The following is a 19,742-nucleotide window of genomic DNA, read 5'->3' on the forward strand; positions in this document are numbered from 1 at the left end:
CAATTTTAATCATGAATAGAAGTAGCCTAAGAAAGTACTTACCACAATTCATTGTAGGCTTTATAGTTCTCTTGCTGATTACTGGAATTTATATGCCTCTGCGCTATACTGGCTTTCATGGACAAGAAGCAAGAAGCAAATTTTTTGTCGCACTCGACCAAGGGGCATTGTTCTGGGGAACATTAACAGCAACCTTTGCTTTTATGGTGTTTGGGCTAATTAAAGCCGAGAAGCATTTGGTAGGTTTGCTTGTATCCGTTTTGCTTGCTGTGTCTGCAATGATTTTATATATGTCCCTCAGCGATTTGAGACCAACTCATACAGACATTGCAATTTATGGAGGTAAGAAGCAGCAGAACCTGATAATTCAGTATTACGAGACAGGGGTAACAGGCAATCCTCGGAGCAGGTTGATTAGGACAAGCAATATGAACTCATCAATAAGAAGTTATGAAGAAATTCATAATGCACCTGTTTTGGATTCTCTACGGCTTTACAAGCTTGACTTCGAAAAAAGAATACCCACAGTTTATGTTACTGGACAGGATACCTTTTACCTGAAAAAAGTGGTGAACCCGTGGAAGAATAATAAACGCCAACAAGACCTATAGTGCATTTAAACGCACCGTACAGAACTGTTGTAGCCACACCATTAAACATAAAGTCTATTTTGTAAGTGATTAGAAAATTAAACTGGCAAGTATTTACAGAACAGGATAGAAATAAAGCCATTGAGGAGTTAAAAGGTAAAATCTTAAGCAATGGCGGGTATATCATAAACTCTACTTTTTTCTCAGACCTGGCCTTGAGCCTCACGATTGAAATCCAAGAAAATGATATCCTTAAACTGTACGCATCAATACAAGAATCCATGACGATTTCAGAGCCAGGATTCGATAACTTAATTGTTAACGCTGGTAAAGAATGGTGGATATTTATAAACGTCACGTTTCGTCAGGGTAAAGGAGATTTAAAAATTGATGTGCCGAATGTGCCAGGATAAAATTTATATAGGCTTCACCAACCCCTATAAGCTATTGCGCACAGCTACATGACCCAACCCTCATGGATTAATTGAGATAAAGTGAAACCAGTCATAGAAAGAACGATAGACAAAAGCGTAACTAACGAGCTTTTTGTAGCGGTTCCTGCAGGAAAGGTTGAAATGAGGGACGACCGCATCAAAAAGGTATGGGAGGTCGGGATTGAATCATTTCACTTATCCAAATTCCCGATTACGCAGGACCTATATAAAGCTGTGATGAATGAAAATCCAGCTACTTTTGAAGGTAACAATCTTCCCGTTGAGACAGTTTCGTGGATCGAGGCTGTTACTTTCTGCAACAAGTTATCGGAGCAGATGGGAAGAAGCCTATGCTATACTATTGACTTAGAAACAAAAGAAGTAGCGTTTGATTCGGATGCAAATGGATTCCGGTTGCCTACGGAGGCGGAATGGCAGTATGCCTGCCAGGCAGGGGAAAAGAACATCAGGTACGGGGACTTAGATGCCATAGCCTGGTATAAGGGCAACTCTGGAAACCAAACGCAGGAAATAGGGAAAAAGCAACCCAACGAATGGGGCCTTTACGATATGCTGGGGAACGTCTGGGAATGGTGTACCGACATTTATGACGAAAACGTCTATGGGTCTTACCGGGTTTTCCGGGGTGGCGGCTGGAGCGATGAGGAAAGAAGTGTTATGGCGACAACCCGAAGAAGAAGCCATCCTTTCTCGTTTAAAATAGACGATCTAGGTTTCAGAGTAGCGACGAATAAAATGAAGTAGTTGTGCGACATTTAAGTAATAGAAAACAGACAAAGTGAGCAAAACCAAGCTTGATGATAATTGGCTTTTAAAGACATTAGAAAGTTTAGAAAGGGACTATTGGGGTGAACCAAAATACAACAGTCACTTGGTAACAACCTGCCACAGACTTAGAAAGAAGCCACTTAAGGACTTTGAAACAGAAGACCTAAGAATCATGATTGGGCAGAACATTGGGCTTAGGTATCTGATACCTTTAGCACTCGATAAATTAGATGAAAATATACTGGCTGACGGTGACTTATATGATGGTGACTTATTGCAAGTAGTTTTGAAAAGCGACAAAGAGTACTGGAAAGCAGAAAGAGAAAATTGGAAAAGGATGTGCGGTATATTCAACCGAGATATAAGCCTTTTAGAAAGTCATTACAATGCCAGGAGTATCAAAGAAGAATGGTTTAGCACTTTTGCTGATTTTAAAAAAATCAACTAAAAAAATCCTGCACAACAAAACCTATAGGTTAGCTACGCCATCTTATAGCACAGCACGATAAACGAAAGGCTTACCCAAGTTCAATTTGGACAGGAAGCAAAGCGCACCGAGCACCACCAAGCTAATTACAAACCCCAAACTATGAAAAACGAAAACTTAAGCCGCTTCGACCGCATTGTAGCCATCCTGATTCACCTGCAGTCAGGGCGCGTGGTGAAGGCGCAGGACCTAGCCGAGCGTTTTGAGGTGAGCCTACGCACCGTGTACCGCGATATCCGCTCGCTGGAAGCTGCCGGGGTGCCCATCACGGGCGAAGCGGGCATCGGCTATTCGCTGGTAGACGGCTATCGCCTGCCGCCGGTTATGTTTACGCAGGAAGAGGCCGCCAGCTTCGTAGCCGCTGAAAAGCTCATGCAGAAGTTCAGCGACAAAGCGCTCAGCTCCCACTACGAATCGGCCATGTATAAGGTGAAGTCGGTGCTGAAGGGCAGTGCCAAAGACCAGGTGGCCGCGCTGGAGTCGCAGATTTGGGTGGAGACCTCGCTGGAGCTGTTTAACGAGCGTACGCCCGACGCACTGAACGTACTGCTGAGCAGCATTGCCGAGAAAAAACAGGTAACGCTGCAGTACCGCACTCCCTACAACGACGAACTAACAGACCGTATCATAGAGCCCATAGGCTTGTTTAACGAAAACAATTACTGGTACGTGATGGCTTATTGCCTCCTGCGCCACGACTACCGGCAGTTCCGCACCGACCGGATGCAGGGCATCCGGCTCACTCAGCACCCTTTCACCAAAGAGCACGGACCCCTGCAGAACTACAGGAAAACAGCGTCTCCGGCACCTGGCACAGAGGTCACAATTCGGGTAGACAAGGAAGCGGCCCGCTATATCCGGTCCGGTAGCAAGTACTACGGGTTGGTGTCGGAAAGTATAGTGGGTGATAAAGTGGAGATGACCTTTCTGGCCAATGATATGCAGGATGGTATACCGCGCTGGTACATGATGTTCGCGGATTGCGCCGAAATAGTCGGCCCTGAAAGCTTCCGAAACCGGGTAAGCGAGCTGCTGGAAAAAGCCCGGATGAACCTGGAGGCGGGAGTACAAAGCTATACTTAACTCAAGCTGAGATTTACAACTTAACGTGCAGCAATTCCCAACCTCAGAGTAGAGGCGTTAAGTTCTAAATCAACTACTCCTCTCTTGCAATCTAAGCTGAAAATAGCAAGAGTTGGATTCTCCCCTTGAGGACAAACAAGTACGCAAGTGCGTAGTTTGCGAACGCAGTTCATGGAGGAGTTTTATCTTTTAAGGAAGATTTTTGCCAGTGGCTTTACCCCCCTGTGAGCTCTGCTCGCAAGTTTCGAACTCCCGTTCTCACTTGTCCTCAAGGGGACAGTTTGCAGTAGAATTTTACAGCCCTGCCTCCTAGTAAGCGTTAGGGGTAGGTTTACCGAAACTTAGGTTACTTAATCCTCCAACTCCTCACACCAAAATCCTGCCCGCTTGAGGTGGCGGATAACGGTAGTTGCCTGCAGCGTGGTAGCCTCGACCCGGAGAATGCGATCGCAATCCTCCAGGTCGAAGTTCCAGGTTTCGCCGTGGCCCATCAAACCATCCAGCACAGGGCGAAGCAGATGCGCTGCCCGGCTCGTGTTCACGGATGTTCTGAAAACCAAAACGTTCTTCATCGTATACGTTGCGTTTTATCTCTCCCAAAAGGCTGGCGGCTCTATGCCGAGGGATCGCAAGTAGACATAACCCTGTGCCCGGTGGTGGATTTCATTATCGATGAAGTATAAAATGGTGCACCACACCACGTTATCATACTTGCCGAAAGTCAGAATGCGTTCGCGGAATCTTTCCTCTGGAACCTGTGCCCAGTACTTGTTGATCTCCTCCGTGCTCTGATCCCAGAGCGCCAGGATACGCTCTTTCGTAGTAGCCTCCTTGATCTCCTCATTCAACTCCTCAACTTGTCCGCTGGCAACCTGCTTCATACCCGGAGCAGCAATGGCTAAAAGCTCCTGCGCCATGGCTGCAAAAGGGCGCATACCGCCGATAGAATACTCAAAAAGTTCCTTCTCCGGAAAGGCCTCGATTACCCGGCGAGTGAGGCTCCGGTGGCCCTGCCAGTGCTCCAGCAGCTCAGTTGGTGTAATAACGGTAGCGGTTTGGGGGTTGGCAACTGCATTTTCCATACGTTCTTTTTTTTAAGTATAACTTTTATTTACAGCAAAGCTATACCCGCCCAGTGACAGCCCTTTGTCAGCAGTGTTCAGATTTTTTCGACATTATTTTACTCATGCTGAAACGCATTCTACTGTGGCTTTGCGAAGCTACATTACCACTGCCAAACTCTATATTTCCATCAGCTACAAAAAGCAGCAGCCCGGCAAGTATAAACTTACCGGGCTGCTTACAATGGCAAAGAAATTAACCTTAATTCTAAATCACTGTGCTCATGCCAAGCTGCACATTCTCCTTGTGCAGGCCTTCCAATACGCCACCCATCACGCAGGAAGCGACAAAAGTACCCACCTGCTCAGTGGAGTAAGCTACTACCGGAGAAGCCAGATCCTGCGTTACGATTTTCTTGTCGAGGGCTTCCTCCACGGCGTAGCGCACCAGGCCGGCCTCCTGCAGCAGACCAAAGTGCTCCAGCATCATGGCAGCGGAAAGTATGGTGGCAATTGGGTTGGCGATGTTCTTGCCCTTGGCCTGCGGATAAGAACCATGGATCGGCTCGAATAATGCCACCGCATCTCCCACAGAAGAAGAAGGCAGTAATCCTAATGAACCCGCAATCACTGAGGCCTCGTCCGACAGGATGTCCCCGAACATGTTCTCCGTCAGGATTACGTCAAATTGTTTTGGATTGAGGATGAGTTGCATGGCCGCGTTGTCCACGAACAGGTAGTCCACCTTCACGTCCGGGTACGAAGGGCTTAGCTCCTGCACCACCTCCCGCCACAAACGCGAGGTTTCCAGCACATTGGCCTTGTCCACCAGCGTCAGCTTTCCGCGACGGTTCTGCGCTGCTTTAAAAGCCAGGTGCGCGATGCGGGAAATTTCATGGCGGCTGTAGGTGCAGTTATCGTAGGCGCCATCCTCGGTGCGGCCCTTCTCCCCGAAATAAATGCCCCCGGTCAGCTCCCGGAAGAAAATCATATCGGCCCCGGCAATACGGTCATTTTTTAGCGGGGAGTGCGGAATCAGCATTTCATAGGCTGTTACCGGCCGGATGTTGGCATACAAGCCCAGCGACTTGCGCAGGCGCAGCAAGCCCTGCTCCGGTCTTACTTTGGCCGCCGGGTTGTTGTCATACTTTGGATCGCCGATGGCTCCCAGCAACACAGCATCGGCCTCAAAACAAGCCTGCAGCGTTTCCTCCGGCAGCGGATCGCCCGTGGCGTCGATGGCACAGGCACCCATCAGCTGGTGGTCAAACGTAAAAGTATGGCCGAACCTATCGCCTACGGCATTCAGCACTTTAATGGCTTCCTGGCATACTTCCGGACCTATTCCGTCCCCGGCCAGCACTGCTATTTTCTTAGTTAATACACCCATACTCTCTTTGTTTCATAAGTCTCAATCGCCTCTTTCTGGCTCACTAAAAAATCAATGTCGTCGTACCCGTTCAGCAGGCACTCCTTTTTATAAGGATCAATCTCAAACGGTATGCTCTTTTCCCAAACCGGCACGTGCAGTTGCTGGGCAGGAAGGTCCACAATAAGCTCTGTCTCCGGATCCTGCTCAATCTGCACCAGGAGGCGTTCTAACACCTCATCCGACACCTGCACGGGCAGCAGGCCGTTGTTCAGGGCATTGCCCCGGAAGATATCGGCAAAGTAACTGGAGATCACGGTGCGGAAGCCGGCATCAGACAGCGCCCAGGCAGCATGCTCGCGGCTGGAGCCGCAGCCAAAGTTCTTGCCAGCCACCAATACCTGCCCCTGATAACGCGGGTTGTTCAGCTCAAAATCAGCTTTAGGCGTGCCGTCGCCATTGTAGCGCCAGTCGCGGAACAGGTTCTCGCCAAAACCCTCCCTGGAGGTGGCCTTCAGGAAACGGGCAGGTATAATCTGGTCTGTATCTATGTTTTCGATCGGCAGCGGCACGGCTGACGTTCGGAGTATCTCAAACTTTTCCATTTCCTTAGAGGTATTCAGTTACGTCTACAATCTTTCCTTCCACGGCAGATGCCGCCGCCACCAGTGGGCTCGCAAGCAAAGTGCGTGACCCAGGTCCCTGGCGCCCCTCAAAGTTTCGGTTCGAGGTAGACACGCAGTAAGCGCCTGCCGGAATCTTATCTTCATTCATGGCTAAACAGGCACTGCAGCCCGGCTCGCGCAGTTCAAAGCCCGCTTCAGCCAGTATTTTATCGAGCCCTTCGGCGATGGCCTGCTGCTCTACCTGCTTCGAGCCTGGTACAATAATGGCCTCCACGTGGCTGGCTTTCTTCTTGCCCTGCACGTAATTGGCCACCATGCGGATATCCTCGATACGGGAGTTGGTGCAGCTGCCGATGAACACGTAGTCCACCTGCTTGCCCAGAAGCGACTCGCCCGCCTGGAAACCCATGTACTGCAGCGACTTCTCGAAGCTCACCTGCTCACTGGCCTTTACTTGGGAAGGCACATTTGCATTCAGGGCAATGCCCATGCCCGGATTGGTGCCGTAGGTGATCATCGGGGTGATAGAAGCGGCGTTGAAAGTATACTCCATCTCAAAGGTGGCGTCCTCATCAGAGTATAAAGTTTGCCAGTAAGCTATTGCTTCTTCCCAACGCTCGCCCTGTGGCGCAAACGGACGGCCTTTCAGGTAGGCAAAGGTGGTTTCGTCCGGGGCAATCATACCACCGCGAGCGCCCATCTCGATGCTCATGTTACAAACCGTCATGCGGCCTTCCATACTTAGGGAGCGAATGGCGCTTCCTGCATACTCCACGAAGTAGCCGGTGGCCCCTCCTGTTCCGAGGGCAGCGATCACATAGAGGATAAGGTCTTTGGCGGTAACACCTGGCTTCAAATCCCCTTCTACAGTGATGCGCATGCGCTTGGGGCGCGAGAGCAGCAAACACTGTGAAGCCATCACCTGCGCCACCTGGCTCGTGCCGATGCCGAAGGCAATCGTGCCGAAAGCGCCGTGCGTGGAAGTATGGCTGTCGCCGCATACGATGGTCATGCCGGGCTGGGTGATGCCCAACTCCGGACCAATCACGTGCACGATGCCCTGGTACGGGTGGCCCAAGCCGTAGAGTTCTACGCCATACTTGGCGCAGTTCTCCGTCAGCTTATCCACCTGCGAGCGCGACAGCGGCTCCTCGATAGGCAGGTGCTGGTTTTTGGTAGGTACGTTATGGTCGGCGGTAGCCACAATCTGCTCCTTGCGGAACAGCGGCAAGTTGCGCTTCTCGAGTTCCTCAAACGCCTGCGGGCTGGTTACCTCGTGTATCAGGTGCTTGTCGATGTAAAATACATCCTGACCTCCTGCAATGGTTCGCACGACGTGTGCATCCCAAATCTTGTCAAATAAGGTCTTTCCCATCTTATCCTGCCGTAACAAGGTTTTGCTTTTCTACCAACACATGCAGGTCGCTATCGCCTACTTCTTTCTTCTCGTCTGCTACCTGCAGGAACACGCCGTAAGCCTTATCCAATGTCTCTTTATCGAAGTTATAGCCCAGCTTCTGGAAGCGGTACGCCAGCGCTGCGCGGCCGGAGCGGGCCGTGAGCACAATGGAGGAGCTGTCTACTCCCACATCCTTTGGATCAATGATCTCATATGTTTCGCGGTGCTTGATTACCCCGTCCTGGTGGATGCCGCTGGAGTGCGAGAAGGCGTTGGAGCCCACGATGGCCTTGTTCGGCTGTACCGGCATGCGCATCATGTGCGATACCAACGCCGAGGTTTCGGTAAGCAGTTTGCTGTTCACGCCGGTCATCAGGTTCAGGTATGGGTGTTGGCGCAGGATCATCACGACTTCTTCCAAAGCGGTGTTTCCTGCGCGCTCCCCTACCCCATTAATGGTACACTCTATCTGGCGGGCGCCGTTGACAACGCCGGCTATAGAGTTGGCCGTGGCAAGGCCAAGGTCGTTATGGCAGTGTGTGGAGAGGCATACATTCTCGATGCCCTTCACGTTCTCATACAGGTATTTGATCTTGGCCCCATACTCCTCTGGCAGGCAGTACCCAGTCGTATCAGGGATATTCAGCACAGTAGCACCTGCCTTAACAGCTGCCTCGCAGACTCTGGCCAGGAACTCGTTGTCGGTGCGACCGGCATCTTCGGCATAGAACTCTACGTCCTCCACAAAGCTTTTGGCCAGCTTCACCGCTTCCACAGCGCGGGCAATAACTTCTTCGCGGGAGGTGCGCAGCTTATACTGCACGTGCAGGTCAGAAGTGCCAATGCCGGTATGGATTCTCGGACGAACAGCCCCTTTCAGGGCTTCCGCTGCCGTACGAATGTCGCCTTCCACAGCTCTGGAGAGTCCACAAACGGTTGCCTCCTTTGTCTGAAGGGCTATTGCTCTAACCGCCTCAAAGTCGCCGGGGCTGGAGATCGGGAAACCGGCCTCGATTACATCCACGCCCAGCAGCTCCAGTTGTCTGGCGATAACAAGCTTCTCATTTGTGTTCAATTTACAGCCGGGTACCTGCTCCCCGTCACGCAAGGTGGTATCAAATATTTGTATTTTCTCTGCTGACATCCTTTATTTGGTCTTTTACAGTTATGGTACTGCTCTAAATATCCCGGAGAATCTGCAGCAAGGGAAACCAAATTTCCAAAACGCTACTATTTCTATAGGCAGAACATACAAACACAACTTGCTGTAAATCAAACAAATAACGTTTACACTTTTACCATGGCTAATTTGAGTTCCGATCCCGTTTTCCAGCTCGTTAAGTCGCTTACCCGCTCCGAGAAGCGGCACTTCCGCCTGTTCACCAAGCGGCAGGGCACTAATGAGGGCTTAAAATTTCTGCAGCTGTTCGATGTGCTCGACAGGCTGTCGGATTACGAGGAAGAGCGGATACTGGAGCAAATGCCGGAGCTGAAAAAAGTGCAGCTGCCCAACTTGAAAGCAAACCTGTACAAGCAGCTGCTCTCCAGCCTGCGGCTTTACCATGCCAACCAGAACCTGGACATACAGTTGCTGGAGCAGTTGGGCCATGCCCGCGTGCTCTATAACAAAGGGCTCTACCGCCAATGCCTGAAGCTGCTGGACAAAGTGAAGACTGCCGCCAAGCAGGCAGAGTTGCAGCACATAGCCCTCGCCGCCATCGATTTTGAGAAGCAGATAGAGTCGCAGTTTATCACCCGAAGCCTGAGCGGCCGCGCCGACTCCCTGTCGGAAGAGGCAACCGAGCTGGCCATGCATGTGTCGCGGGCACACGAGCTTTCGAACCTGGCACTGCGCCTCTACGGGGTATACATACAGGCGGGTCACGCCAAGACGCAGGAAGACTATGCCCACTTCGAGGCCTATTTCCGGGAGAACCTGCCCGACATTGATATCGCTTCGGCCAGCTTCATGGAGAAGCTATACTATTACCAGGCGCATGTATGGTACCATTACCTGGGCCAGGACTTCAAAGCCTGCTACCGCTTTGCGCAAAAGTGGGTAAACTTGTTTGAAGACAACCCAGAGATGAAGAACATCCAGTCCTCACTCTATATCAAAGGATTGCATAACCTGCTGGCCGCGCTGTTTAACCTGCAGTACTACTCCCGCTTTGAGCAGGTGCTGCAGGAACTGGAGCAGTTTGCAGAGGACGAGGACAGAAGACACACGCCAAACACCGAGGCGCAGCTGTTTCTCTACGGCTATACCAACCGGATTAATGCCTTCTTCATGCGGGGCGATTTTGAGGGCGGCGTAGTATGGCTGCCCAACCTGCTCAAAAAGCTGGAGCAGTTCCAGCAGCAACTCGACCCGCACCGGCAGCTTATCTTCTACTTTAAAATAGCCAGTTTATACTTTGGCAGCGGCGATAACGAGACAGCCATCCGCTACCTGAACAAGATCATCAACTACCAGGACACCAGCCTGCGCGTAGACATCCAGTGCTTTGCCCGAATTCTGCGGTTGATTGCCTACTACGAGGCCGGGGACGATTACGAGCTGGAGCTGCAGATTCGCTCTGTATACCGTTTCCTGGGCAAAATGAACGACCAGCACGAGATGCAGGTGGAGATTTTCAGGTTCTTGCGCAGGCTGGGAAGTATACCGCCCCATGAGCTAAAGCATGCCTTTGTTGACCTGAAAGAGAAGCTTACGGTTATTGCGGAAAACCCTTTCCAGCGCCGCCCTTTCCTTTACCTGGACATCATCTCCTGGCTGGAAAGCAAGATTGAAAACATCCCGGTGCAGGAGATTATCCGCCGGAAGTTCAGCCAGCTGAAGTAGGTGGAATAAAGTATAACCCAGTTGCCCAAAGCAAAAAAGCGGTGCAAGCCTTCCCCTGCACCGCTTTTTTAATTCCGGATTTATACTTTCTGCAAAGTATAAAATTGTTACTTCGTTGTGCTGCGCTCAATTTCGCGCAGGTTCTCCATTTTCTTGTTGCGCAGGAAGCCGTTGATGTCCTCGAAGTGCTCCCGCACGCGCTTGTTGCCAAACTCAAACACCTTGGTAGCCAACCCATCCAGAAAATCCCTGTCGTGCGAAACCAGGATGATGGTTCCGTCAAAGGCTTTCAGGGCGTCTTTCAGGATTCCCTTCGTTTTGAGGTCCAGGTGGTTGGTAGGTTCGTCCAGTATGAGCAGGTTAACCGGCTGTAGCAGCAGCTTGATCATGGCCAGGCGCGTTTTCTCACCGCCAGACAGCACCTTTACTTTCTTCTCAATTGTGTCGCCGCTGAACATGAAGGCGCCCAGCAGGTCTTTTACCTTCGTACGGACATCCCCTACGGCAATCTCATCAATCGTCTGGAAAATGGTTAGGCTCTCGTCCAGCAGCGAAGCCTGGTTCTGGGCGAAGTAGCCAATCATGCTGTTATGGCCCAACTGCAGCTTTCCGTCAAAGTCAATCTCGCCCATAATCGCTTTCACCAGCGTGGACTTACCCTCACCGTTCTTGCCCACAAAGGCTATTTTCTCGCCACGGTTGATGGTCAGGGACACATCCTGGAAAACGGTGTGGTCGCCATACTTCTTGGTAAGCCCTTCTACAATAACAGGGTAGTTACCGGAGCGCGGGGCAGGCGGGAATTTGAGGTTTAGTGCTGAAGTATCCACCTCATCCACCTCAATAATTTCCATCTTCTCCAGCATCTTCACCCGCGACTGCACCTGCAGGGTTTTAGAGTAAGTGCCTTTAAAACGCTCGATGAAAGCCGTGATTTCGGCAATCTCCTTCTGCTGGTCGTCATACTGCTTTTGCTGCTGCTCGCGGCGCTCCTGCCGCAGCTGCAGGTATTGGCTGTAGTTTACCTTATAATCATAGATGCGGCCCATCGTCACTTCGATGGTGCGGTTGGTGATGTTGTCCACGAAGGCCTTGTCGTGCGAGATCACCATCACCGCCTTGGCGTTGTTCACCAGAAACTCCTCCAGCCACTGAATCGATTCAATATCGAGGTGGTTGGTGGGCTCGTCGAGCAGAATCAGGTCGGGCTGCTGCAACAGGATTTTAGCCAGCTCGATGCGCATGCGCCAGCCACCGCTGAACTCTTTGGTCGGGCGCGAAAAGTCCTCGCGCGTAAAACCGAGGCCCTTCAGGGTTTTCTCAACCTCCGCATCATAATTGATTTCCTCCACCGAGTAATACTTCTCGCTCAGTTCCGATACCTGCTCGATGATGGCGTAATACTCATCTGACTCGTAGTCGGTGCGCGTCTCCAGCTCCTTGTTCAGAAACTCCATCTGCTTCTTCATCTCCAGAATTCTGGCAAAGGCTTTGGAGGCTTCCTCAAACACGGTACAGTCGTCGTCGGTGAGCAGGTGCTGCGGCAGGTAGGCAATAACGGCATCTTTCGGCGCCGACACTTTTCCCCGGGTAGGCTTGTTTACGCCGGCAATGATTTTCAACAAGGTGGATTTTCCGGCGCCGTTTTTCCCCATCAGGGCAATCCGGTCGTTCTCGTTGATGTTAAAGGTAACGTTACTGAAAAGGGCTGCCCCGTTAAATTCTACTGCAACCGCGTCTACTGAAATCATACAATCAATTTTAGGGCTGCAAAGATAAGAGATATTTCTGCGTATGCCTCAGAACTTTACAGGAAGTATCCAGAGGTTTATACTTTTTATACTTCCGTAAAACCTTTCCCCCAGCCTTATTGGTGCTGCATGATTCCCTTCATCCAGCTATCCAGCATCTCCACCAGCTCCGGGTTAAAGTGCTCGTGCACGTAGGCCTCAAAATCGTCGCTTTGCTGCAGCCGCAGCAGGTCCTGTTTGGTTCCGACCTTGATGAAGCCATGGTCGGTGTCGGAAAGGAACTGATAGGTGGCTGAGCCGGGGCGCATGGTGTTGAGCGCATTTACCAGCAGCTGCGAGTTATGCGGGCTGATGGAAGGCAGGTCAGCGCCACCGTATATTATCAGCACGTTTGTGTCGGCATCGCGCCAGGTTTTGTGATAGGGCACGTCCTGTATTTCCTGCATAAAGCGATAATGGCGCCCGAAGATATGCCCCTTGCCATCGTACTCGAAGCTTTGCTCCAGGTGCTGTTTATACTTCGGATCCTGCGCCAGTTCCTCTGCCGGCTTCTTCCCAACCAGCAGCTCGTACGTCAGCGGCCCCAGCACCTGCATGTCCTCATCAATCCGCACAGGGTCAAACCCTATCTCAGCGCGCTGCTCCCGGAACACGTCCAGCATGTACTCAAACCAGGGTTTTCCTGCCATGCCATACCCGATGATGCCTTTCACTTTTGTATCGGCGGCGATAACAGGTGCCGTGTTGGCGCCAAGCGAGTGCCCGAACAGGAACACATTGCCTGTATCCACAAAGTCATAGGTTTGCAGCTTTTTTAGGGCAACCGAGAAAGCCGTCAGTTCCTCTTCGTAACCAATCTCAGTGCAAGGCCCACTGCCTTGGCTGTCACCTGCACCTGGCTTGTCCATCTTGAAGACGGCATAACCTTTGGCCACCAGGCCATCCATCAACCGGCGCTGCGGGTCGTACGGGGGCAGGTTATCGATGGAGCTACAGCCGTAGCCCTGCAGAAAGAAAACCGTGGGATATTTGCCCTTGCCTTTGGGCTTCTTCGCTATCAGGCGGGCGTAGCCGTGGTCAACCTTCACTTCATCATAGATCACCTCAGCGGCAGCATCCTCCTCCCGGGGCATTTCCTTGACCTTCCCTTTCAGCGTCAATTGCTTCTTGTTTCGGATAATGCTCACCAAAACGGGCTCAGCAGTAGTAAAAGTACGGGCCTTGGCCACCACATCATTCGCTGTCCGGATGGTTTCCTTGTTGATGCTGATGATGACATCGTTTGGCTTAAGCCTGAGCGCGGCAGCAGTACTGTTGGGGATGACGGCCACCACCATGGCTCCTTCTCCATCCCCGAGCTGATTTACCACTGCCAGTGAGTCAGAGACCGGCGCAATCTGCACGCCCAGAAAAGGCCGGCGCTTCAGGTGCTGGGCCTGGGCCGGAAAGGCCAGGGAACAGGCAAAAAAGACGAGAACTGAAAGTATACTTTTGCTCATAGTTTAAGGTGGTCAGGTTAAGCTATTTAAGACTGGGGTGACGAATGCGCAGGAGCTGCAAAAATAAATTTCAAGTATAACGTATGGTTCAGAATTTATTTTTAGATTAACTAATAATATTTTGCACTATACTGCACAATAATCGTATAGTGCTATATTTAATACTGAAACCTAATCCTAACTAATTGTTCCTATGCAATTTATCCCTAACCTATTCCATCCGACCAGGCGGCGACTGATACCGCTGGTATTTGGTGCGGCAGTTCTGGCGGCTTCCTGCAGCCAGAAAACAACGGCGCCTACTGCTAGTACCACCGAAGGTGCCGAGGTTGTCGATACAGCCGAGGTGGCTACCGCCGCCCCAACCTATCAGGTGCCGGTAGATTACTACAAGCTGGACAATGGCCTGAAAGTGGTGCTCTCACCTGACAAGACGGCCCCTGTCGTAACGGTGGCGGTGTACTACAATATCGGTTTCCGGATTGAGCCAAAGGACCGCACCGGCTTTGCCCACTTATTTGAGCACATGATGTTCCAGGGCTCGGAGAACCTGGGCAAGATGGAGTTTATCCAGCTGGTGCAGAAGAACGGCGGCATCCTGAACGGCAGCACGCGCTTCGACTACACCAACTACTTTGAGATTGTGCCGGCGCACAAGTTGGAGACCATGCTCTGGGCCGAGGCCGACCGCATGAAGGGCCTCAACATCACGCAGGAAAACCTGACCAACCAGCAGGGCGTGGTGAAGAACGAGGTGAAGGTAAACGTACTGAACCAGCCCTATGGCGGTTTCCCGTGGCTCGACATGCCGCAGTATGCTAACAAGAACTGGTACAACGCCCACAACTTCTATGGCGACCTGAAAGACCTGGATGCCGCCAACCTGGAGGACGTGCAGTCATTTTTCAAGACATTCTATTCGCCCAACAACGCATCCCTGGTGATTGTCGGGGATTTTGAGCCGGAGCAGGCCAAACAGTGGGTGCAGCAGTACTTCGGGCAAATCGCATCCTCTACCCTGCCCGCACCGGTAGACCTGACCGAGCCGCGCCAGGAGAAAGAGCAGCGCTTTACCAAGGATGACAAGCTGGCCAACAAGCCGGCCCTGGCCTTTGCCTACCACATGCCGGAGCGCAACACACCCGAGTATTACGCCATGGGCCTGCTGGACCAGATACTGCTGCAGGGCAACGACAGCCGCCTGTACCAGGCGCTGGTGCAGGAGAAAGGCTATACAGGCTCGGTTACCGGTGGCATAAACGCCTACCTGGGCAACATGTTTAACTACAACGGCCCGATGCTGTGGATGGGCAACCTGGTGTACGACAAGGATGTTTCAGCCGACTCTATCCTTACCGTGCTGGACCAGGAGGTGGCAAGGCTGCAGCAGGAAGGCATCAGCCAGGAACAGCTCGACCTGGCCATGGTAAAGGTGCGTTCCTCCCTCTACGACCAATTGAGCGAGCTCTACGGCTTTGGCAAGGCAGACCTGCTGGCAAGCTTCGCCCTGTTTGACGATAACCCCGCCCGCATCAACGAACTGGAGGCGGAGTTTAGAAAAGTAACGCCGGAAGTGATCCAGCGGACCATCAAGGAATACCTGCGGCCCACTAACCGCACCATACTTGTCATTAACCCACAGGCCCAAATTTAGAGCATCATGAAAAATATACTTTCGATATCGCTGAGCGTGCTGCTGGCTATAAGCACAAGTATAGCTGTGGCACAGAAACAGACCCCACCGGAAGGCGGGCAGCCCAAAAACTTTACCCTGCCTGCCAAGGAAGAATTTAAACTGCCCAACGGCCTGGAAGCTACTATGGTGCCTTACGGAGAACTACCGAAGGTTACCATAAACCTGGTAGTGCAGACCGGCAACGTACATGAGCAGGCCAACGAGAACGGACTGGCAGACATCGCCGGTCACCTGATGCAGGAAGGCACCACCTCCCGCAGCGCTACCCAAATAGCCGAGGAAGTGGCGCGCATGGGTGGCTCGCTGGACATCAGCATCGGCGCTAACCAAACCATCATTTATGCCGATGCGCTCTCCGAGTATGGACCGGAGCTGGTCACCCTGATGGCGGGCTTGCTGCAGAACCCTTCTTTTCCGGAGTCGGAGCTGGAGCGTGTGAAGAACGATTTTAAGCGGCAGATGAACCTGGCCCGCGCGCAGCCGGGCATGCAGGCGCAAATCAGGTTTACCAAGGCCCTATATGGCGACCATCCCTATGGCCGCGACCTTCCTTCCGATAAGGAGATAGACGGCTATACCCTGGAGCAGGTGCGAAACTTCTACCAGAATCAGTTCGGGGCGAAGCGTACCAATGTGTATGTAGCCGGCAGGTTCGATGAAAGTGCCATGAAAGAAGCCATTACTTCTTCGCTTAGCGGCTGGCGCGAAGGCCCGGCACGTGAGATTCAGGTGGCTAAGCCTGTTACGAAAAGCGATATGATTGTGGTGGACCGTCCCGGTGCTCCCCAGTCCACGCTCGTTATCGGCTTGCCTGTAGTTCCCCCTTCTCATCCCGACTACATGGCACTACGGGTTACCAACTCACTGCTGGGAGGCTCTTTTGGCTCACGCATCACCCGCAACATCCGCGAAGACAAAGGCTATACCTACTCCCCCTACAGCTCCATTTCGGCCAGGTATAAGGTAGGCGACTGGTACCAGCAGGCTGATGTGACGACTGAGCATACCGGAAACTCGCTTAAGGAGATCGTGTATGAGATCGACAGGCTGCGTAAGGAGCCACCAACCGAAGAAGAGCTGAAAGGCATCCAGAACTATGAGGCCGGTCTTTTTGTGTTGCGCAACTCCACCCCCTCCGGTATCATCAGCCAGCTCAACTTCCTCGACCTGCACGACCTGCCCGAAACCTTCCTGACCAACCAGGTGGAAAACATACATGCCGTGACGCCGCAGAAAGTACAGGAAATCGCCAAAACCTACATGCGCCCGAAAGAAATGACGCTGGTAGTGGTAGGCGATAAAAAAGTGATCGACAAGCAACTGAAGAAATTTCAGGACGACCTGAAGAAGATGCCTGCCGTGCAATAAGTTTGTTTATACTTTCCAAAAATGCCAGGCCCCGGAGTTGCTTCCGGGGCCTGGCATTTTTCTTTTATACTTTGTGGTAGGGCAGTGCATGTTTCTTGTGAGAGGTTTTAGGAGAGGGACTTTTAGGCCAAGTATAAGTTGCCGTGAGTGCTTTGCCCAAAAGAAGCAATAGGAGATTTGCAGAAACCGGGTCCAACCACCCCTGGCCCCTCCTTGGCCAAGGCGGGGAGCCTGTGATTACTTTGGCTGAAGTATAAGTTTCATAGCAACTGTTATAGTGCGGACAGGCGCGACTTGTCCCTACAAAGTATTAATCCAGCAAGCGATTACACCCCTATTGAGCGTTGCTCGCAAGCTTCGAACTCTCGTTCTCGCTTGTCCTCAAGGGGACAGCCTATACTTGCCACCTTCCCTGTCATCTCGAGCAGCGCGAGAGATCTATCGGGAATTCTAATCAGATCTCTCCCAAAGGTCGAGATGACAGTAGTGGCAGCAGCTATCGAACTTGTTCCCAGCCTTTGGGTTGAGCGCCTTCTAGATTTCCGGTGCCGCAGGCAGCCCGAGGTACGAGGGCAGGAAATGTAGACAGCGCGATGCCCGAAGGCGAGGCCTCCCGGCCTTGAGGGAGCCAAAGCTGGAGATGAAACGAGACGTATTTGCGAACTATAGGATGAACAGTGGCTAGAAAGGATAGCTCGGCTCAAATGGAAGGAAGCTTTGGCTAGGAAAGTATAAGCTGGCAAGTATAAAAAGACACGAGCTACAAGCTCGCGCCAGCGAAAGTAAAGTATAAATCGGCAAGTATAAGAAGTATAGCAGAAGTATAAAAGTATGGCTTTTCAAGCCAGTTGGATTGCAAACCCGCGCCAGCGAGGGGAAAGTATAAACCGGCAAGTATAAAAGTATAGCCAAAGTATAAAGTATAGGCAGAAGATGCGGCAACAGCTAACCCATACTTGAGTCAACAGCCACCGCACCTTCAGCCTAACAATTTATACTTTCTCCAGCACCACTGCGTACCCCTGCCCTACGCCTACACACATGGTAGCCAGGGCGTAGCGTTTGTTGGTTCGCTGCAGAGACAAAGCTGCGGTATATACGATGCGGGTGCCCGACATGCCCAGCGGGTGGCCCAGGGCAATGGCTCCTCCATTTACATTCACGCGCGGGTCCTCGTCCTCCAGCCCCAGGGCACGGGTGCAGGCCAGGCTTTGGGCGGCGAAGGCCTCATTCAGCTCAATAATGTCCATGTCGTACAGGCGGAGGCCTGCTCTTTCCAGTGCCTTCTGCGTAGCTGGCACCGGGCCGATGCCCATGATGCGCGGCTCCACTCCTACCACCGCCGAACTCACAATGCGAGCCAAAGGCTTAAGGCCATACTTCTCCACCGCTTCACCGGACACCACGTAGGTCGCCGCGGCGCCATCGTTCAACCCGGAGGCGTTGCCAGCAGTAACGGTGCCGTCTGCCTTAAAGGCCGGACGCAATTTAGCCAGAGTTTCCAGCGTGGTGTTGGGGCGGATAAATTCGTCTTCAGATACCACCACTGGGTCACCTTTGCGCTGGGGGATGGTTACCGGCATGATCTCCTCGGCCAGGATGCCGTTCTGCTGCGCCTGCGCTGCCTTCCGCTGTGAGTGGTAGGCAAACTTGTCCTGATCCTCACGGGAAATCTCATACTTCTCGGCCAGGTTTTCGGCTGTGATGCCCATCGGGTCTACCCCGTACATCTCTTTCATCTTCGGGTTGACGAAACGCCAACCGAAACTCGAGTCATGCATCTGCGAGTCGGTGCCGAAGGCCTTGCTGGGTTTGGAAACTACCAGCGGACCGCGTGTCATGTGTTCCACGCCGCCAGCGATAAACACATCCCCATCCCCGGCTTTGATGGCACGCGCCGCGTGGATGATCGCCGACATCCCTGAGGAGCACAGGCGGTTAACGGTTTCGCCCGGCACTGTTACCGGCAAGCCGGCCAGCAGCAGCGCCATTCGGGCCACGTTGCGGTTGTCTTCGCCGGCCTGGTTATGGCAGCCAAGTATAACGTCGTCCACCGCCTCCTGCGGGATGCCGGGGTTGCGGCTTACCAGCTCCCGGATAACCATGGCCGCCAGATCGTCGGTACGCACCGGAGAAAGTTTACCGCCCAGGCTCCCAATCGGGGTTCTGATTCCATCTATGATATAGGCTTCTTTGCTCATACTTGTAATTGTTGGTTTAACTGGTTTGTTTTCTTCTCAATTTATCAGATAAAAACGAGGTGGTGCCGGAGACGGCATAGCCGATCAGACAGCCCAACGTAACACACAGAAAGCGTTCTACTGCCGCCCAGTTGGTCATGGTTTCCTGCTCATGGATTACGACAATGACAAGGGCCACCACCGCTGTCCGGGCCACATTCATCAGTTTAAAATAATGGCAGATGATGATGGAAACGGCAATTCCCAGCACCATCATGGCCACTTCGGGAACGGGCAGCAAAACACATAGCAGCCCGACGCTCGACCCAATCAGGTTAGACTTCACGCGCTCCACCGTAAGCCTGGACGAATCCTTTAATTCCGGAGACAGGACAAGCAAGATGGAAATCATCGTCCAGTAAAGCTCGAATTGCGGGAAAGCGAGGTATAGTGCATAACCGATGAGGAAGCCAATGGTACACCGGATAATGTATAGAACCATGTCCATATCCAAACCATACCTTCTGTCTGCCATTGCTTGGTCATACGTTAACAATACACGAAA

Annotated in this window: 18 protein-coding genes; 8 read left to right on the plus strand and 10 right to left on the minus strand. The window is 52.1% G+C overall.

Annotation, left to right across the window (positions count from 1 at the left end; all coding sequences use genetic code 11):
- Positions 1 to 11 precede the first annotated feature (11 nt).
- From C8N40_RS12685 to C8N40_RS12705, 5 genes are all read left to right on the plus strand, one after another.
- On the plus strand, positions 12 to 611 hold the full coding sequence (locus tag C8N40_RS12685; RefSeq protein WP_108212148.1) for a hypothetical protein: 600 nt from the start codon (positions 12 to 14) through the stop codon (positions 609 to 611).
- A gap of 65 nt (positions 612 to 676) precedes the next feature.
- Positions 677 to 1,003: a hypothetical protein gene (locus tag C8N40_RS12690; RefSeq protein WP_108212149.1), complete on the plus strand. Its 327-nt coding sequence runs from the start codon at positions 677 to 679 to the stop codon at positions 1,001 to 1,003.
- A gap of 81 nt (positions 1,004 to 1,084) precedes the next feature.
- Entirely contained in the window at positions 1,085 to 1,789 is a 705-nt protein-coding gene (locus tag C8N40_RS12695) for a formylglycine-generating enzyme family protein (RefSeq protein WP_245905108.1), read from the plus strand.
- 34 nt (positions 1,790 to 1,823) lie between these two features.
- A complete protein-coding gene (locus tag C8N40_RS12700) occupies positions 1,824 to 2,261 on the plus strand; it encodes a contact-dependent growth inhibition system immunity protein (protein WP_108212150.1) in 438 nt (145 codons plus the stop codon).
- A 141-nt stretch (positions 2,262 to 2,402) separates the two neighbouring features.
- Positions 2,403 to 3,383 (plus strand): helix-turn-helix transcriptional regulator, encoded by a 981-nt coding sequence (locus tag C8N40_RS12705; protein WP_108212151.1) that lies wholly within the window; start codon positions 2,403 to 2,405, stop codon positions 3,381 to 3,383.
- Positions 3,384 to 3,733: 350 nt separating this feature from the next.
- Here C8N40_RS12705 and C8N40_RS12710 read toward each other — a convergent pair whose 3' ends face one another.
- The 6 genes from C8N40_RS12710 to C8N40_RS12735 all read right to left on the minus strand — a co-directional run bounded on the left by C8N40_RS12710 (position 3,734) and on the right by C8N40_RS12735 (position 8,982).
- Positions 3,734 to 3,955 carry a hypothetical protein gene (locus C8N40_RS12710; protein ID WP_108212152.1) on the minus strand — a complete coding sequence of 74 codons (222 nt, stop codon included), beginning with the start codon at positions 3,953 to 3,955 and terminating at the stop codon, positions 3,734 to 3,736.
- 15 nt (positions 3,956 to 3,970) lie between these two features.
- The gene (locus C8N40_RS12715; protein WP_108212153.1) at positions 3,971 to 4,465 is read right to left on the minus strand and encodes a DinB family protein; all 495 of its coding nucleotides are present in this window, start codon (positions 4,463 to 4,465) and stop codon (positions 3,971 to 3,973) included.
- A 247-nt stretch (positions 4,466 to 4,712) separates the two neighbouring features.
- Positions 4,713 to 5,834, minus strand: a complete 1,122-nt coding sequence (gene leuB, locus C8N40_RS12720; protein WP_108212154.1) for a 3-isopropylmalate dehydrogenase — start codon at positions 5,832 to 5,834, stop codon at positions 4,713 to 4,715.
- Complete coding sequence (leuD, locus tag C8N40_RS12725; RefSeq protein WP_108212155.1) at positions 5,822 to 6,418, minus strand: 3-isopropylmalate dehydratase small subunit; 597 nt, start codon at positions 6,416 to 6,418, stop codon at positions 5,822 to 5,824. The genes leuB and leuD overlap by 13 nt, the downstream gene beginning before the upstream one ends.
- A gap of 4 nt (positions 6,419 to 6,422) precedes the next feature.
- Positions 6,423 to 7,814: a 3-isopropylmalate dehydratase large subunit gene (gene leuC, locus C8N40_RS12730; RefSeq protein WP_092098927.1), complete on the minus strand. Its 1,392-nt coding sequence runs from the start codon at positions 7,812 to 7,814 to the stop codon at positions 6,423 to 6,425.
- A 1-nt stretch (position 7,815) separates the two neighbouring features.
- A complete protein-coding gene (locus tag C8N40_RS12735) occupies positions 7,816 to 8,982 on the minus strand; it encodes a 2-isopropylmalate synthase (RefSeq protein WP_092098929.1) in 1,167 nt (388 codons plus the stop codon).
- Between the two features lie 156 nt (positions 8,983 to 9,138).
- Between C8N40_RS12735 and C8N40_RS12740 the strand changes: the two genes are divergently transcribed.
- The gene (locus C8N40_RS12740) at positions 9,139 to 10,683 is read left to right on the plus strand and encodes a hypothetical protein (RefSeq protein ID WP_092098931.1); all 1,545 of its coding nucleotides are present in this window, start codon (positions 9,139 to 9,141) and stop codon (positions 10,681 to 10,683) included.
- A gap of 107 nt (positions 10,684 to 10,790) precedes the next feature.
- Here C8N40_RS12740 and C8N40_RS12745 read toward each other — a convergent pair whose 3' ends face one another.
- Positions 10,791 to 12,434, minus strand: a complete 1,644-nt coding sequence (locus C8N40_RS12745; protein WP_108212156.1) for an ABC-F family ATP-binding cassette domain-containing protein — start codon at positions 12,432 to 12,434, stop codon at positions 10,791 to 10,793.
- Between the two features lie 116 nt (positions 12,435 to 12,550).
- Entirely contained in the window at positions 12,551 to 13,933 is a 1,383-nt protein-coding gene (locus tag C8N40_RS12750; protein WP_108212157.1) for an alpha/beta fold hydrolase, read from the minus strand.
- A 193-nt stretch (positions 13,934 to 14,126) separates the two neighbouring features.
- Between C8N40_RS12750 and C8N40_RS12755 the strand changes: the two genes are divergently transcribed.
- Positions 14,127 to 15,587, plus strand: coding sequence for a M16 family metallopeptidase (locus tag C8N40_RS12755; RefSeq protein WP_108212158.1), 1,461 nt, complete (start codon positions 14,127 to 14,129; stop codon positions 15,585 to 15,587).
- A 6-nt stretch (positions 15,588 to 15,593) separates the two neighbouring features.
- On the plus strand, positions 15,594 to 16,997 hold the full coding sequence (locus C8N40_RS12760; protein WP_108212159.1) for a M16 family metallopeptidase: 1,404 nt from the start codon (positions 15,594 to 15,596) through the stop codon (positions 16,995 to 16,997).
- 992 nt (positions 16,998 to 17,989) lie between these two features.
- On the opposite strand, the gene pcaF is transcribed toward C8N40_RS12760, so the two are convergent.
- Both pcaF and C8N40_RS12770 read right to left on the minus strand, forming a co-directional pair.
- Positions 17,990 to 19,198, minus strand: a complete 1,209-nt coding sequence (pcaF, locus tag C8N40_RS12765) for a 3-oxoadipyl-CoA thiolase (RefSeq protein WP_108212160.1) — start codon at positions 19,196 to 19,198, stop codon at positions 17,990 to 17,992.
- Between the two features lie 16 nt (positions 19,199 to 19,214).
- Entirely contained in the window at positions 19,215 to 19,712 is a 498-nt protein-coding gene (locus C8N40_RS12770; RefSeq protein WP_108212161.1) for an FUSC family protein, read from the minus strand.
- Between the last annotated feature and the right edge of the window lie 30 nt (positions 19,713 to 19,742).

The organism is Pontibacter mucosus (genome assembly GCF_003054055.1).
Taxonomy (GTDB): Bacteria; Bacteroidota; Bacteroidia; order Cytophagales; family Hymenobacteraceae; genus Pontibacter; species Pontibacter mucosus.